This window comes from Nocardiopsis aegyptia, from assembly GCF_013410755.1.
GTDB lineage: Bacteria > Actinomycetota > Actinomycetes > Streptosporangiales > Streptosporangiaceae > Nocardiopsis > Nocardiopsis aegyptia.
The window spans coordinates 4891299-4907397 of sequence record NZ_JACCFS010000001.1; the positions used below are offsets into that span (position 1 = coordinate 4891299).

A 16099-nucleotide genomic window follows, 5' to 3' on the forward strand; every position below is an offset into this window, starting at 1 on the left:
AGGTTCAAGACCCGGTTCCGCTGAGTCTCGACCCCCGGTCGCGGCGGCGCGCGGCCGACACGGAGGCCGCGGCGCACCCGGTGGCCACCAGCAGCAGCCCGGCGGTCGGCACCGACGCCGCCGTGAGCCCCGTCCGCGTGTCGCCGGCCGCGAGGAACACACCGCCGAGTGCGGCCACGCCGAGCGTGGTGGCGAGCATGGACCCCGTCGTGTTCAGCGCGGACACCGCCGAGGCGTGCCGGGAGCCCGCCAGCGCGGCGACCCGCGCGATCAGGGGGCCGTAGCCCGCGGCGTGCCCGCACCCGGCGACGGCCAGCACCGCCGACGCGGCCGGGGGCCGGCCGTCGTGGGTGAGCGGCAGCAGGGCCACGAGCGCGACCGCGAAGGCCGGCGGCCCCAGCACGGGCAGCGCGCGCCGCGCCCGCTCGGGCAGCCGCGCCCAACACAGGCTGAGCGCGGCGAAACCCGCCGCGTAGGGGACGAACGCGGTCCCGGCGGCCAGGGGCGACCAGCCGAGCCCGTCCTGCAGGTGCAGCGTGAGGGTGAACAGGAACGCCGAGTAGCAGCCCATGACGGTGAAGCACGCCGCCAGTCCCGGCTTCACCCCCGGCGGCCGCAGGACGTCGAGGTCGAGCAGCGGACGCTCGGTGCGGCGCTCGTGCCGGACGAAGAACGCCAGGACCGCCACGCCCGCACCCGCACACCCCCAGGCCCACGGGCCCCAGGAGTACTCCCGACCGAACACCAGTGCCACCAGCACCGCACCCATGCCCGCGGCCAGGACCACGGCCCCGGGCAGGTCGAGGCGGCGGTCCGCGGCGCGCGTGCCGGCGGGCAGCAGCCGCGGGCCCAGGCAGAGCAGGACCAGGCCCACGGGCACGTTGACCAGGAAGGCGGGGCGCCACCCCAGTCCGGCGAGGTCGGCCGACACGACCAGCCCGCCCGCCACCTGGCCCAGCGCGACCCCCAGGGCGAGCACCGTCGAGTACAGGCCGAACGCCCGTTCGCGGGAGCGCCCGGCACGGCCCAGCTGGATCAGCGACATGACCTGGGGGACCATGAGCGCCCCGCCGCAGGCCTGCAGGATCCGCCCCGCCACCAGGGCGCCCGCGTTCGGTGCGAGGCCGCACAGCAGGGAGGCCGCGGTGAAGCCCGCGAGCCCGGCCAGGAACGCCCGCCGGTGGCCGACCAGGTCGCCGAGCCGGGCGCACGTCACCACCAGCACGCCCATGGTGAGGACGTAGCCGGCGACGACGAGCTGGACGGCGGCGTCGCCGGCGCCGAGGTCGGCCCGGATCGTGGGAACCGCCACGGCGGTGATGGAGGCGTCCATCGAGGCCATGGCCTGCCCGACGAGCAGGACCGCCAGGCCGCCGCCGGACAGGGCACGGGGACGCGGGGTGCTGGGAGTCATGGCGGTCAGCTTGCCCCGGCGGCCCCCGCCGGTCTTGAAGATCCTTGAGCATAGGCTGCGGGCATGCGTCGCGCACGAGCCGTGCACACGGCCGCCCATCTCACGGTGCACGCCGTCACCTGCACCGACGAGCACGCCGACTGGTCGGAGCCCGAGGTCTCGGACACGGTGGGGATCGTCCTGGTGCGCCGGGGCCGGTTCCGGCTGCGCGGCCCCGGCGGTGAGGTCGCGCTGGACCGGACGGTCGGCTACGTGGAGGTGCCCGGCCGCGCCTACGGCTTCGCCCATCCGGCCGGCGGCGACGAGTGCACCGCGGTCACCGTGGGGGAGGAGCTGTGGCGGGAGGCCGCCGACGGCCGCCCCGTCTCTCCGGTGTTCGCGGCGGACGGGCGACTGGACACGGCGCACCGACTGCTGCTGCGCGCCGACGACGGGTTCGGCGCCACCGAGGGGGTGCTGTGGCTGCTGCGCCGCGCCCTGCGGAGCGAGCGGCTGCCGGTGACGGCCGGGCCCGGGCGCCGGACCCTGGCCGAGGCGGCCCGCGAGGCGATCCTGGCCGACCACCCCGCCTCCCACGACCTCGTGGGGCTGGCCCGCGAGCTCGGCGTGGGCCCCGCCCACCTCAGCCGGACCTTCCGGCACCACACCGGCGTGACCGTCAGCGCGTTCCGCACCCGCGTACGGGTGGCCCGTGCGCTCGACCGGCTGGAGGAGGGGGCCGACCGGCTGGCCGACGTCGCCGCCGACCTGGGATTCGCCGACCAGGCCCACCTGACCCGGGCGGTGCGCGCCCAGACCGGCTGTACCCCCGCGGCCCTGCGCGCCCTGCTGTCCCGCGCGCCCCGGCCGGTGGCCGGTCCCGGTCGCGCGGTTCCTGGGAGAATCGCCCATACGGCAAGATGGGGGTAGCCCCGTCCCCTAACGTCGAGGAGTCAGCCATCAGCCGCCTGGTGCTCTGGAACATCGACCTCACCCTCCTCGACGTCGGACGGGTGATGAGGGCCGCCTACGCCGAGGCCTTCGAGAAGGTCACGGGCGATCCGCTGGTCTACCTGACCTCCGCCGAGGGGCGCACCGACTCGGAGATGTTCTTCGAGTTCTGCGCGCGCAACGACGTCGACGTGGAACCCGACGGCGACGTCCTCGCGGAGTTCATGTCCCTGCTGGAGGAGGCGTTCGCCCGCCGCACCGACGAACTCCTCGCCCAGGGGCGGGTGATGTCCGGTGCCGCGGCCTCGCTGGCGGCCGTCGCCGGGATGCCCGAGACCGTCCAGACGGTGGTGAGCGGCAGCACCCGCGCCAACGCCGTGGCCAAGCTCGTGGCCTTCGGCCTGGACGCCCACCTGGACCTGGCGATCGGCGGGTACGGTTCGGTGAACTACCCCAAGTCGTCCCTCATCCAGTCCATCCGCCTGCACGCCGGCGGCGACGGCGGGCGGCCCTACACAGAGCAGGAGACGGTGTTCGTGACCAGCGCCGTCTCCGACGTCCGCGCCGCACGGATCGGCGGCGCGGTCCCGCTCGCCGTCCGTACGGGCTCGGCCACCGAGGCCCAGCTCCGTGACGCCGGCGCGGTGGCGGTCCTGCCCGACCTGGGCGATCCCCAGGCGGTCATGACGGCCGTGCACCAGGCGACGGCCCGATAGTTCGCAGCGCAAGGCCCCGGAGGTCCATGTGTTCCGTGCCCGTGACCACCGCAATCCGTTTCTTACAGGTTGTAACTACCGCGTAACGGTGTTGCACCTGTCCTCTCGCGCGAAAACCAGTAGCCTGGTCAGCGGATGAGGTGGGGACAACGGCGTCTGCCGCCTCTCCATTGTTCCGCCTGTGCGCACAGGTGTCGTCCCATCACCGTTCCCGCGCGCCCCGTCACGGGGCGCACCCAGAAGCACCCATCAGCACGGAAGCCCACAGGTCACATGACCGGCTGTTTCTCCAGCGCTCGTGCGACGTTGCTCACAAAGGAGTGAGAGATCCCTATGTCCGGGCCATCAGACGTCATCCTCCAGAAGCTGCTCAGCGACGCGGCCGCGAAGTGGTCGCCCCGAGCGGGCCTGTCCCCCGAGGACGCCGACGCCGTCCGACGCTTCCTGCCGTTCTACTACCGGCACACGGACCCGGAGGAGATCTCCGGCCGCACCCCCGAACAGATCTGCGGCCCCGCCGGGGCGCACCGCTTCTTCGGCGCCCACCGCGTCCCCGGGCGCGCCAAGGTCCGCGTCTACACCCCCGAGCGGACGCGTGACGGCTGGGAGCAGCAGACCAGCATCGTCGAGATCGTCACCGACAACGCCCCCTTCCTCGTCTCCTCCGTCACCATGGCGCTGCACGACCTCGGCGCCGGTGCCCGCCTCATCATCCACCCCCAGATGACGGTCGGCCGCGACCTCGAGGGCGTCCTGCGGGAGATCGACCCCGAGATCGGCGGCGACGGGCTGCTGCCCACCGACGAGTCCTGGATGCACATCGAGATCGACCGCCAGGACGATCCCGAGCGCGTCAAGGAGATCACCACCCGCGTGGAGAACGTCCTCAACGACGTCCGCTACGTGGACGAGGACGCCGCCAAGATGAGCAGCCGGGCGATCCGCATCGCCGACGAGCTGGCCGCCTACCCCGACCGCCTGGTGGCGGGCGGCGTCGACTCCCGCGAGATCGGCGAGAGCGTCGACTTCCTGCGCTGGACCGCGAGCCGCCACTTCACCTTCATGGGCTACCGCGAGTACGCCCTGGTCACCGACGAGAACGGTGACGAGGCGCTGCGCCCGGAGCCCGGTTCGGGCCTGGGCATCCTGCGGATGGACTCGCCCGCCTCCACCGGCTTCGCCGCCCTGCCGCCGGAGATCCGCGCCAAGGCCCGCGAGCCCTTCGTCCTCGTGCTGACCAAGGCCAACTCCCGCGCCACCGTCTACCGGCCCAAGTACCTGGACTACATCGGCGTCAAGAAGTTCGACGCCCAGGGCAACATCGTCGGCGAGCGCCGCTTCCTCGGCCTGTTCACCTCCCAGGCCAACACCGAGTCCATCGCCCAGATCCCGATCCTGCGCCGCAAGCAGGCCGAGGTCCTGTCGCTGGCCGGGTTCGAGGCCGACAGCTACGACGGCAAGGACCTCATCGAGCTGCTGGAGACCTTCCCGCGCGAGGAGCTCCTGCAGATCCCCGTCAACGAGCTCTACAACATCGTCCGCGGCGTCCTGCGCCTGCGCGACCGGCGCGGCACCAAGCTGTTCATGCGGCGCGACCCCTACGGCGGCCGCTACATGTCCTGCTTCGTGTACATGCCGCGCGACGAGTACAGCACCCGGGTGCGCCTGGACATCCAGAAGGTCCTCGCCGACGCCTTCGAGGGCGCCACGATGGACCACAACGTCATGATCGGCGCCGCCCCGCTGGCCCGCCTGTACCTGGTGGCCCGCGCCAAGTCCAAGCAGACCCTGGCCGACATCGACCAGGTCGCCCTGGAGGAGAAGGTCCGCGAGGCCGCCCGCTCCTGGGACACCGACTTCGACGCCGCCCTCACCGAGGCGTTCGGCCCCGGCCGCGCCACCGCCTACAAGGAGCGCTACTCCAGCGGCCTCACCGAGGCCTACAAGGTCGACAACTCGCCCGAGGTCGCGGCCGCCGACATCGGCGAGCTGGAGAAGCTGCTGGAGCGCACCGACCCCGACCACCGCCAGGGCGAGTTCGTCGGCCGGCTCTACCAGCCCGACGACCCCCGGCTGGGGGAGTGGCGCTTCCGGCTCTACCGGGTCGGCGAGCCCGTCACGCTGAGCCGCATGCTGCCCGTCCTGGAGCACCTGGGCGTCGACGTCGTCGACGAGTGGCCCTACGACCTGTCCATCGAGAGCGTGGGCCGGGTCTGGATCTACGACCTGGGGCTGCGGCGCTCCACGACCACCGAGCTGCCGGCCGACCGCCTGCGCGAGCTGTTCGAGGACGCCTTCGAGGCCACCTGGCGCGACCGGAGCGAGTCCGACCGGTTCGATGCCCTGGTCGTGCGCGCCGGCCTCGACTGGCGCCAGATCACCGTCCTGCGGGCCTACGCCAAGTACCTGCGCCAGACCGGTGCGACCTACACCCCCGACTTCCTCGCCGACGTCCTGGGCGCCAACGTCGGGATCGCCGGCCTGCTCATGGAGCTGTTCGAGACCCGCTTCGACCCCGACCGGCCCGACGAGGGCCGCGACGAGCGCGCCGCGGCCGTGGTCGACAAGATCGAGGCCGAGCTGGAGAGCGTGGCCAGCCTGGACCACGACCGCATCCTGCGCTCGTTCCTCGCGGTCATCGAGGCGACCCTGCGCACCAACCACTACCAGGGGCACCCCTACCTGGTGCTCAAGCTCAACCCGCAGCGGATCCCGGACCTGCCCAACCCGCGGCCCCGGTTCGAGATGTACGTCTACTCGCCGCGCGTGGAGGGCGTGCACCTGCGGTTCGGCTCCGTCGCCCGCGGCGGCCTGCGCTGGTCCGACCGCTTCGAGGACTTCCGCACCGAGATCCTCGGCCTGGTCAAGGCCCAGATGGTCAAGAACTCGGTCATCGTGCCCAGCGGCGCCAAGGGCGGGTTCGTCTGCAAGCGGCTGCCCGAGGGCGGGACCCGCGAACAGGTGATGGCCGAGGTCGTGGCCTGCTACAAGCAGTTCATCAGCGGCCTGCTCGACGTCACCGACAACCTGGTGGACGGCCGGGTCGTGCACCCCGAGCGCACCGTCCTGCGCGACGGCGACGACTCCTACCTGGTGGTCGCCGCCGACAAGGGCACCGCGACCTTCTCCGACACCGCCAACGAGATCTCCACCGCCCGCGGCTTCTGGCTGGGCGACGCCTTCGCCTCCGGCGGCTCGGTCGGCTACGACCACAAGGCCATGGGCATCACCGCGCGCGGCGCCTGGGAGTCGGTCAGGTACCACTTCCGCGAGATGGGCGTGAACGTCCAGGAGCAGCCGTTCACCGTGGTCGGCATCGGCGACATGTCCGGTGACGTGTTCGGCAACGGCATGCTGCTGTCGAAGCAGATCCGGCTGGTGGCCGCCTTCGACCACCGCCACGTCTTCCTGGACCCGGACCCCGACCCGCACACCTCGTGGGTCGAGCGCGGGCGCATGTTCGAGCTGCCGCGCAGCACCTGGGCGGACTACGACCCGGCCCTGATCTCCGAGGGTGGGGGCGTGTTCCCGCGCGACGCCAAGTCGGTGCCGGTCAGCCCGCAGGTGCGGGAGGTGCTCGGGATCGAGGACGGGGTGGACAGCCTCACCCCGGACGAGCTCATCCGCCGCGTCCTGGCCGCTCCGGTGGATCTGCTGTGGAACGGCGGCATCGGCACCTACGTCAAGGCGAGCGGTGAGTCGCACGCCGACGTGGGCGACAAGGCCAACGACCGCGTGCGCGTCGACGCCACCGAACTGCGCGTCAAGGTGGTCGGCGAGGGCGGCAACCTGGGCCTGACCCAGCCCGCCCGGATCGAGTTCGCCCGCGAGGGCGGCCGGATCAACACCGACTTCATCGACAACTCCGCCGGTGTGGACACCTCCGACCACGAGGTGAACATCAAGATCATGCTCGACCGCGAGGTGCGCTCGGGCAGCCTGGACAAGGCCGACCGCGACCAGCTGTTCATCGACATGACCGACGAGGTCGCCGAGCTGGTCCTGGACAACAACTACGCGCAGAACACGGTGCTGGCCGCCGCGCGCAGCCAGACCCGCCAGATGCTGCACGTCCACGGCCGCTACATGCGCCACCTGGAGCGCACCAAGGTCCTCAAGCGCAAGCAGGAGGACCTGCCCTCGGACAAGACCATCGCCGAGCGGCGCGCGGCGGGCATGGGGCTGACGACGCCCGAGTTCTCGACGCTGCTGTCGTACACGAAGATCGACCTCAAGGACCAGATCGCCGATTCGGACCTGACCGAGGACCCGTACCTGGCCGACACCCTGACGCACTACTTCCCGACGCCGCTGCGCTCGGAGCGCTTCGCCGGGGGCGTGGCCACGCACCCGCTGCGCCGGGAGATCATCGTCAACCAGGTCGTCAACCAGATGGTGAACCGGTCCGGGGTCACCTTCGCGTTCCGGCTCAACGAGGAGCTGGGATCCAGCGCCGCGGACATCGCCCGCGCCTTCCTGGTCGTCCAGGAGATCCTCCGGCTGCGGAGTTTCTGGGGCCGGGTCGAGGAGCTGGACCACCAGATCTCCGTGGACAGCCAGCTCGTGCTGCTGCTGGAGACCCGCAAGCTCGCCGAGCGCTCCGCCCGCTGGCTGCTGCGCAACCGCACCTTCCCGTTCGACGTGCGCAGCGAGATCGGCTACTTCGCCGACGGCGTGGGCGAGGTGCTGCCGCACCTGGCCGACCTGGTCAAGGGCCGCGACCGCGAGGCCTTCGTCGAGCGGCGTGACCGCTACCGGGAGATGGGTGTGCCGGCGGACCTGGCGGAGCAGGTGGCCGTCATGGTGCCGGCCTACTCCACGCTGGACCTGGTGGAGATCGCCCAGCGCACGGGCCGCCCGGTCGAGAAGGTCGCCGAGCTGTACTTCGAGCTCGCCGACCGGCTCAACATCAGCTGGTGGCGCGAACGGATCATCGAACTGCCCCGGGACGACCGCTGGGGCACGATGGCCCGCTCCTCGCTGCGCGACGACCTGTACGCGGCGCACGCCGCGCTGACCGCCCGCGTGCTGGAGTCGGGCGCGCCGGAGGAGTCCGCGTCCGGGCTCATCACCGGGTGGATCGCGCAGAACGAGGAGATTGTCGAGCGCGCGGGCATCACCCTGTCGGAGATCCAGGAGAACGAGCGCTTCGACCTGGCCACCCTGTCGGTGGCCCTGCGCTCGGTCCGCTCCCTGGTCGACTAGCCCGCCCGTCGCCCACCACCACCCTCAACGGACGCCTACGGCGCGGTTCCCGACCTGACGCCCCGTGCCCCCGGCCCCTATCCCGGCCGGGGGCACGGGGCCGTCCGGGGCGGGTCCCGGTGGCGGGACTGGGCCGGGGGGACGGGTCCGGCCCCTACACTGGGGGGCGTGGCAGACATGGACCCAGCAGAGAAGATCAAGGAACTCGCGGCGACCCTGGCGAGCGTGTCCGCGGTGTTGGACATGGAGGCGATGCGGACGGAGATCGCCGAACTGCGGGAGCAGTCGGCCGACCCGGAGCTGTGGTCGGACCAGGCCAACGCGCAGAAGGTGACGCGGCAGCTGTCCACGCTGGAGTCCATGGTCACCAAGATCGAGGGGATCGACCAGCGCCTCGACGACATCGGCGTGCTCTACGAGCTGGCCGAGGCCGAAGGTGACAGCGACACCCGCGACGAGGCCGACCGCGAGCTCGAACAGCTCCGCAAGGACATCGGCGAGCTGGAGGTGCGCACGCTCCTCAACGGCCCGCACGACGAGCGCGAGGCGATCGTCACCATCAACTCCCAGGCGGGCGGGGTCGACGCCGCCGACTGGGCGCAGATGCTGCAGCGCATGTACCTGCGCTGGGCCGAGCGCCACGGCTACCCCACGGACGTCTACGAGACCTCCTACGCCGAGGAGGCGGGCATCAAGTCCACCTCCTTCGCGGTCAAGGCGCCCTTCGCCTACGGGACCCTGCGCGGGGAGCACGGTACCCACCGCCTGGTGCGCATCTCGCCGTTCGACAACCAGAACCGCCGCCAGACCTCGTTCGCGGGCGTGGACGTCGTTCCCTCCGTGGAGCAGAGCGACCACATCGAGATCGACGAGACCGAGCTGCGCATCGACGTCTACCGCTCCAGCGGTCCCGGCGGCCAGGGCGTGAACACCACCGACTCCGCGGTGCGCATCACCCACCTGCCCACCGGCATCGTGGTCTCCTGCCAGAACGAGCGCTCGCAGCTGCAGAACAAGGCGACCGCGATGACGATGCTCCAGTCCAAGCTGCTCGCCCGCAAGCGCGAGGAGGAGCAGGCCGCGCTGGACGAGATTCGCGGCGACTCGGTGAGCAGCTGGGGTACGCAGATGCGCAACTACGTGCTGCACCCGTACCAGAGCGTCAAGGACGTGCGGACGGGTGCCGAGACCGGCAACACCTCGGGTGTGCTGGACGGCGAGATCGACGCCTTCATCGACGCCGAGATCCGGTGGATGCGCAGCCGCGAGCGCGGCGACACGGCGTAGTGGGCTCGGGCGCCTTGCACGGGAACCTTCGGCCCTTGCGGTGCACTCGCTCGTGCCTCACGAGCGCACCTCCAGGACCTCCAGAACCCCGTCCGGCGCCCTCGCTGTGCCTCTTGGGGCCTCCGCTTCGCTTCGGCCCGGGGTGCTTTGCACGGGAACCTTCGGCCCTTGCGGTGCACTCGCTCGTGCCTCACGAGCGCACCTCCAGGACCTCCAGAACCCCGTCCGGCGCCCTCGCTGTGCCTTTTGGGGCCTCCGCTTCGCTTCGGCCCGGGGTGCTTTGCACGGGAACCTTCGTTCCTTGCGGTGCACTCGCTCGTGCCTCACGAGCGCACCTCCAGGACCTCCAGAACCCCGTCCGGCGCCCTCGCTGTGCCTCTTGGGGCCTCCGCTTCGCTTCGGCCCCGGGCACGGCCGGTGGCGGAGTGACCGCGTCCCGTGTGGCGGCTGTGCCACGAGCGCAGGTTGTGGCCCAATGGTGATGAGTGTGACTCCGCAGTTTTACCAGAACTACTATATGTGAACGTTATCATCGGTTGACACCTCCGATATGCTCGGGGCTGTTGTCCGACGGTGCACGATCCTCTGGATCCTCGGGCGAGTCGCGACCTGGACAATCCGGGCCGCACCCCCCTCTACACTGTCGGTTGGCCATGCGGCCGGTACGATCCCGCGCGGAACCACCTCCGAGGCGGGTGCCCATACCTTCGAGAACCTTGTGATGCGCCTGTGATCCACTTCGATAACGTCACGAAGGTCTACCCGACCCAGAAGCGCCCCGCGCTCGACGGCGTTTCCATTGACGTAGATAAGGGCGAGTTCGTCTTCCTCGTGGGCCCCTCCGGCTCCGGAAAGTCGACCTTCCTCCGCTTGGTGCTGAAGGAGGAGAAGCCCGACAAGGGGCGCGTGCACGTCGCGGGCAAGGACCTGGCGCGCCTGTCCAACTGGAAGGTGCCGCACCTGCGCCGCAGGATCGGCTGCGTCTTCCAGGACTTCCGCCTGCTCCCCAACAAGAACGTCTTCGAGAACGTGGCCTTCGCCCTGGAGGTCATCGGTAAGCCCCGGCGGTTCATCCGCAAGGTGGTTCCCGAGGTCGTCGAGCTGGTGGGCCTGGAGGGCAAGGCCGGACGCATGCCCGGTGAACTCTCCGGCGGTGAGCAACAGCGCGTGGCCATCGCCCGCGCGTTCGTCAACCGTCCGCAGATCCTGCTCGCGGACGAGCCCACCGGAAACATCGACCCCGCGACTTCCATCGGCATCATGAAGGTGCTGGACCGAATCAACCGCACGGGCACGACCGTCGTCATGGCGACCCACGATGCCGCCATCGTCGACTCGATGCGCAAGCGCGTGATCGAGTTGGAAGAGGGCCTCGTAGTGCGTGACCAGACACGCGGCGTCTACGGCCAGGCGTACTGACCCCTGGTGCGTCCGGCGCCGGCCGGCCGCCCCACTGCGAGGACCGGCGCTGCGAAGCCCCGAAGGATGGACCTTTAACAGATCATGCGAGCACAATTCGTTCTCTCCGAGACGTGGATCGGCCTGCGCCGAAACCTGACGATGACCATCGCCGTCATCACGACGGTGGCCATCTCCCTCGCCCTGTTCGGCGCGGGCCTGCTGGTGAACCAGCAGGTGTCCGAGATGCGCAACTACTGGGACCAGCGGATCACGCTGACCATCTACATGTGCACCGACATCTCCCCGACAGAGACATGCACGGAGAACGGCGAGGCCACCGAGGAGGACCGCGCCCAGCTCGTGGAGACGCTGGAGGGCATGAACGAGGTCAAGGAGTTCGAGTACCTCACGGCCGCCGAGGCGTGGCAGGACTTCCAGGAGCGCATCGGTTCCTCCAACGAGGCCCTCGCCGGTGCCGCGCAGGAGGGTGACATCCCGGACAACTACCGGGTGCAGCTCACCGATCCCAACCACTACGACACCGTGCGCGCCGCGGTCGACGGCGCACCGGGTGTGGACACGGTCTCCGACGACCAGCGCGTGCTCGAACAGTTCTTCTCGCTCCTGGACGGCCTCAAGTGGGCCGCCCTGGTGGTCGCCCTCGTGCAGTTGGCCGCCGCCGCGCTGCTGATCGGCAACACCATCCGCCTGTCGGCCTACAGCCGACGGCGGGAGACCGGCATCATGCGGCTGGTGGGCGCGTCGAACTTCTACATCCAGCTCCCCTTCCTGCTGGAGGGCGCGATCGCCGGCTTTATCGGCGGTCTGATCGCCTCCGGGTTCATCGTGGCGACCAGGTTCACGCTGCTCACCAGGATCGAGGACTGGTTCCAGTTCGACGTGGCCCTGGGAACGGGATCTCTGCTCTACGTCATCGGTGTGTCGATGATCCTCGGTGTGCTGCTGTGCACCATCACCTCGTTCCTGACCCTGCGCCGCTACCTGAAGGTCTGACGGGTCCGCCCGACAGGGGCGTTCGCGGGTACCGGGGGGCCACGTGCCCCCCGGACGTATGAAGGGATACACCCAGTGGCACGGGAAACCGGGCGTAAGCTCATCGCGCAGAATCGGCGTGCCCGGCACGAATACCACATCGACGAGACCTACGAGGCGGGGATCGTCCTCACCGGTACCGAGGTGAAGTCGCTCCGCGAGGGGCGCGCGTCGATCGTGGACGGCTTCGCGCACGTCCACGACGGCGAGGTGTGGCTGGAGCAGGTGCACATCCCCGAGTACACCCAGGGGACCTGGACCAACCACGCCGCGCGGCGAAGGCGTAAGCTACTCCTGCACCGCCAGGAGATCGCCCGGCTGATCGGCAAGACCAGAGAGCCCGGGTTCACGCTGGTCCCGCTGTCCCTCTACTTCAGTGACGGCCGTGCCAAGGTCGAGATCGCCTTGGCCCGCGGTAAGCGCGAGTACGACAAACGCCACGCCATCGCCGAGCGCGAGGCCAAACGCGACATGGAACGCGCGCTGCGCCGTCGACGATGAGGCCCTCGAAAGGAACACACAAGGTGTCCCCCCGTCCCCTTCGCCGCGTCCTGGCCGCCGGGAGCGGCCTGCTCGTCGCGGGCACCCTGGCCGCGTGTACACCCCACCCCAGCCCCGAGGTGGCGGTACGCTCCTTCCTTCTCGCCTGGCAGGGCGGTGACCACGCGGAGGCCGCCCGGTACACCACCGGGGACCCGACGGAGGTCGAGGAGGCCCTGGGGAGCGTGCGCGAGCAGCTCGACCTCGCCTCGCTGCGCTTCGGCCTGGGCCGCATCGAGCGGGAGGGCGAGTCCGCGACCGCGGCGTTCGACGTCACCGCCGACCTCGGCATCGGCGACCCCACCTGGAGCTACACGGGCGAGATGCCGCTGGAGTGGGGCCCGGACGGCTGGCGGATCACCTGGTCCTCCAGCGTCATCCACCCCGAACTGAGCGACGACGAACGCCTCGCGGTGAGCTACGAGCAGCCCGAGCGCGGACAGATCCTCGACCGGGAGGGCCGGGAGCTGGTCTCCGCCGACAGCGTCACGGCCTTCGGTGTCGTCCCCGCCGACATGGACGACAAGGAGGCGGGCGTCACCGAGCTCGCCGAACTCCTCGACGAGGACCCCGAGCCGCTGCTGAACCGCGTGCGCTCCGCGCCGCCCGAGCAGTTCCAGCCGCTGGTCCTGATGCGCGACTCCAGTGTGAACGCGTCCCTGCTGGGCGAGGTCGGCCGGATCCAGGGCGTGGACACCGAAGAGGTGCGGATCAACATGTCGCCGACCCTCGCGCCGTCCCTGGTGGGCGAGGTCGCGGCCACCGCGGAGCACCGGGTCTCCGCCCGGGTGGCGGGCCCCTACCAGGCGGGCGACACCGTCGGTCTGAGCGGGCTGCAGAGTATCTTCCAGCGCGAGCTGGCCGGCTCGGCCACCGCCCAGGTGGTCTCCCTGGACGAGTCCGGCGCGATCACCGACGTCCTGGAGGACTGGGAGGGCGAGCGCAGCGGTGGCGTGGACACCACGCTCGACGCCGACGTGCAGAGCGCCGCCGAGGCGGCGCTGGCGCCCCTGCCGGGCCGCGCCTACCTGGCGGCCGTGGACACGGCCGGCGGCGAGGTGCTGGCCGCGGCCAACGCGTCCGGCAGCGCGAACGACGACTCGGCGCTCAACGGCTCGTTCGTCCCGGGCGGCGCCTTCACCATCGTGGGCGCGCTGGCGGCCCTGGAGTCGGGCGCGGTCGGCCCGGAGGACCAGGTGCCCTGCGGCTACGAGACCACCATCGAAGGCAGGACCTTCACCAACCCCGGTTCCGGCGCGCTGAGCCCCGAGTTCGGCGGGCCGAACCTGGCCCGCAACCTGGCCCACAGCTGCACTGTCGGGTTCGCGGGGCTGGCCCCGGACGTCGGCGCCGAGAGCGTCGAGCAGGCCGCTCTGGAACTCGGCATCGGCGCCGACTGGCGGCTGCCCGTGCAGGCGTCCCCGGGTTCGGTCTCGGTGGGCGAGGGAGACGCCGGCGTCGCCGCGGCGATGGTCGGCGAGGAGGGCGTGCGGGTGAGCCCGCTGTCGATGGCGCTGGCCGCCGCGGCCGTCGCGAACGGCGAGTGGAACGCGCCCACGCTGGTTCGCGAGGAGGGCCCGTCCCCGTCGCCCGAGACGGCGCTGGACGAGGCCGACCTGGAGGTCGTGCGGCAGGGGATGCGCGACGCCGTGACCACCCGGATGCCGGAGCTGCTCGCCCAGGAGCAGGAGGTGTACGGGCAGGCCGCGAGGGTCGCGGTCGGTGACGGGACCGACCTGCACTGGTTCGTGGGCTACCAGGACGGCGTGGCCTTCGCCATCGTGGCGGAGACGGACTCGGCGACCACGCTGGTGACGCACCACGCGGTCAACGCCGCCCAGACGTTCCTGACCTCGCTGGCCACCGGCGAGGTCGCCGGGGAGCAGTCGGCTCCCACCGGGGACACGACGGTCTCCGAGACCCCGCTCGACGAGGCCGACCTGACCGGCGGCGAGGGCGAGACCGACGCGGCCGGCTGGTAATCGGAGCGTTCCGAACCGGCAAAGACCGGTCCCGCGGGCAACCCCCCGCGGGACCGATCGCGTCTTCCCTGATGACTGGCCCGCGACAGGGGGTAGCGAGCCAGAGTGAGAGGCAGATCCTCGTCTCGGGGGAGTTTCTGCCCGTTCCCTAGGTCGGCCCGACCCTGCCGACCGCCCCCGTGGGCCGCGTCGACCACATCTTGCGTCCGCGCCCGCGGGGGTTTCTCCCTGCCCGGCGGATTCGTACGCCTGAGCGGGAATCAGCTTGGCCCCCACACGGTTGTACCGGTAGAGTGGCGAGCGCGGGTGTTCGCACTCGCGTGTCGGCCGCCGGCGACGGTGGCTTTGACAATTTCACAGGGGGTGATCGGTTTCGACTTCGGTAGTCGTTTCAGGGGAAGCGGGCCGAGGGTTGCGTTTGTGACCTCGTTAATCCTGCATTCGCGTAAACACAAGTGCCAATTCTAAGCGCACTGAGTTCGCTCTCGCTGCCTAAGCGATAGCGTCTCTGTCGGTCCGGGCTCGTCATCGGCTCGGGATCCGGCATCAGCTAGATGACTTACCGCTCAGATCAGGCCACGGGGCCTGAGTGGGACATTTTCGTGGCTGGGCCTGTCAGCGATGTGTTCGTGCAAGCGCTGGGGCCGAGTAGAACGACACCACGGACTGCGCCCGGAGAAGCCCTGGCTCGGTGCTGAAGGACGCGGGTTCGATTCCCGCCACCTCCACTCGTCGACGAGACGATCCTGCTCGCGTGTGAACGCGCCCGCAGGGTCGTCTCGTCGTTTTTCCCGGGGGGCGACCCCCGGATCCCCGACGAAATACGGACCGCTGTGCGGAGGACGACGTCCCCCGAACGGCGGTCCGTTCTTTGTGCGCGGGCGGCCATGCCGTGGAGAAGGTCCGCCGATCGGTGTACAACAAATGTTGTACACTGGTGGCATGAGTGTTGGATTCCGGCCCACCGAGGCCGACGCCGAGATTCTGAACGCCTACAAGCGGGCCGGGGAGACCAACAGCGACGTGCTGCGTCGTGGTCTGCGTGCGCTCCAACGGCAGGAGTGGGAAGAGCAGGCGAGGGAGGACATGGCACGCATCGCGGCCAGCGGCGAGGACCTGAGCGGTGAACCGGACGCCTGGGAGTACGACGACCAGGGGCGCATCCGTGTCTCCGGAACGGACGTCACGGTGAATGCCCGCGAGGTGCGCAAGTGATTCGGGGCGCGGTCTACCCGATTGATCTGGGAGATGCCAAGCGCGGACACGAACAGCGGGGGCGTCGCCTCGGGCTGGTCGTCAGCACGCAACGGGACACGTGGTCGGTCGTGACGATCGTGCCCGCGTCGACCAGTGCGCAGTCGGCGCGATTCCGGCCCGAGGTGACGATCGCCGGGCGGGCGACGCGGCTCCTGGTGGACCAGACCCGCAGTATCGACACGGACTATGTCCTCGGAGACGCGGTCGACTACATCGGTGGCACCGACATGGCCCAGGTGGACTATGCCCTGGGGCGCTATCTGGGGTTGCGCGTCGAGATCGACTACTGACGGGCTGCGGGCGCTCCGGGGCGG

Annotated in this window: 11 protein-coding genes and 1 other RNA gene; 11 read left to right on the top strand and 1 reads right to left on the bottom strand. The window is 70.6% G+C overall.

Annotated features, from left to right (window positions below; all coding sequences use genetic code 11):
* Nucleotides 1-4: 4 nt before the first annotated feature.
* The gene (locus HNR10_RS21875; RefSeq protein WP_246406357.1) at nt 5-1414 is read right to left on the bottom strand and encodes an MFS transporter; all 1410 of its coding nucleotides are present in this window, start codon (nt 1412-1414) and stop codon (nt 5-7) included.
* 63 nt (nt 1415-1477) lie between these two features.
* Between HNR10_RS21875 and HNR10_RS21880 the strand changes: the two genes are divergently transcribed.
* The 11 genes from HNR10_RS21880 (at nt 1478) to HNR10_RS21930 (ending at nt 16075) form a co-directional block, all read left to right on the top strand.
* On the top strand, nt 1478-2323 hold the full coding sequence (locus HNR10_RS21880; RefSeq protein WP_179826453.1) for a helix-turn-helix domain-containing protein: 846 nt from the start codon (nt 1478-1480) through the stop codon (nt 2321-2323).
* On the top strand, nt 2314-3060 hold the full coding sequence (locus HNR10_RS21885; protein WP_179826454.1) for an HAD family hydrolase: 747 nt from the start codon (nt 2314-2316) through the stop codon (nt 3058-3060). The genes HNR10_RS21880 and HNR10_RS21885 overlap by 10 nt, the downstream gene beginning before the upstream one ends.
* 333 nt (nt 3061-3393) lie before the next feature.
* Nucleotides 3394-8265 (top strand): NAD-glutamate dehydrogenase, encoded by a 4872-nt coding sequence (locus tag HNR10_RS21890; RefSeq protein ID WP_179826455.1) that lies wholly within the window; start codon nt 3394-3396, stop codon nt 8263-8265.
* 177 nt (nt 8266-8442) lie between these two features.
* Complete coding sequence (prfB, locus tag HNR10_RS21895) at nt 8443-9552, top strand: peptide chain release factor 2 (RefSeq protein ID WP_218898880.1); 1110 nt, start codon at nt 8443-8445, stop codon at nt 9550-9552.
* Between the two features lie 729 nt (nt 9553-10281).
* Nucleotides 10282-10971: a cell division ATP-binding protein FtsE gene (ftsE, locus tag HNR10_RS21900; RefSeq protein WP_017596794.1), complete on the top strand. Its 690-nt coding sequence runs from the start codon at nt 10282-10284 to the stop codon at nt 10969-10971.
* Between the two features lie 84 nt (nt 10972-11055).
* Nucleotides 11056-11967: a permease-like cell division protein FtsX gene (ftsX, locus tag HNR10_RS21905; protein ID WP_218897935.1), complete on the top strand. Its 912-nt coding sequence runs from the start codon at nt 11056-11058 to the stop codon at nt 11965-11967.
* A 75-nt stretch (nt 11968-12042) separates the two neighbouring features.
* Nucleotides 12043-12507: an SsrA-binding protein SmpB gene (gene smpB / locus HNR10_RS21910; protein WP_053615551.1), complete on the top strand. Its 465-nt coding sequence runs from the start codon at nt 12043-12045 to the stop codon at nt 12505-12507.
* A 23-nt stretch (nt 12508-12530) separates the two neighbouring features.
* A complete protein-coding gene (locus HNR10_RS21915; RefSeq protein ID WP_179826457.1) occupies nt 12531-14528 on the top strand; it encodes a penicillin-binding transpeptidase domain-containing protein in 1998 nt (665 codons plus the stop codon).
* A gap of 359 nt (nt 14529-14887) precedes the next feature.
* Nucleotides 14888-15259: a transfer-messenger RNA gene (gene ssrA / locus HNR10_RS21920) on the top strand.
* A 211-nt stretch (nt 15260-15470) separates the two neighbouring features.
* Nucleotides 15471-15743, top strand: a complete 273-nt coding sequence (locus HNR10_RS21925; protein ID WP_179826458.1) for a hypothetical protein — start codon at nt 15471-15473, stop codon at nt 15741-15743.
* On the top strand, nt 15740-16075 hold the full coding sequence (locus HNR10_RS21930) for a type II toxin-antitoxin system PemK/MazF family toxin (protein WP_179826460.1): 336 nt from the start codon (nt 15740-15742) through the stop codon (nt 16073-16075). The genes HNR10_RS21925 and HNR10_RS21930 overlap by 4 nt, the downstream gene beginning before the upstream one ends.
* Nucleotides 16076-16099 lie beyond the last annotated feature (24 nt).

What these genes read in the sequence shown, in the direction of transcription:
- ftsX (WP_218897935.1), top strand. Translation starts at nt 11,056, where the DNA reads ATGCGAGCACAATTCGTTCTCTCCGAGACGTGGATCGGCCTGCGCCGA.
- HNR10_RS21885 (WP_179826454.1), top strand. Translation starts at nt 2,314, where the DNA reads ATGGGGGTAGCCCCGTCCCCTAACGTCGAGGAGTCAGCCATCAGCCGC.
- prfB (WP_218898880.1), top strand. Translation starts at nt 8,443, where the DNA reads ATGGACCCAGCAGAGAAGATCAAGGAACTCGCGGCGACCCTGGCGAGC.
- HNR10_RS21890 (WP_179826455.1), top strand. Translation starts at nt 3,394, where the DNA reads ATGTCCGGGCCATCAGACGTCATCCTCCAGAAGCTGCTCAGCGACGCG.
- HNR10_RS21880 (WP_179826453.1), top strand. Translation starts at nt 1,478, where the DNA reads ATGCGTCGCGCACGAGCCGTGCACACGGCCGCCCATCTCACGGTGCAC.
- HNR10_RS21925 (WP_179826458.1), top strand. Translation starts at nt 15,471, where the DNA reads ATGAGTGTTGGATTCCGGCCCACCGAGGCCGACGCCGAGATTCTGAAC.
- HNR10_RS21875 (WP_246406357.1), bottom strand. Translation starts at nt 1,414, where the DNA reads ATGACTCCCAGCACCCCGCGTCCCCGTGCCCTGTCCGGCGGCGGCCTG.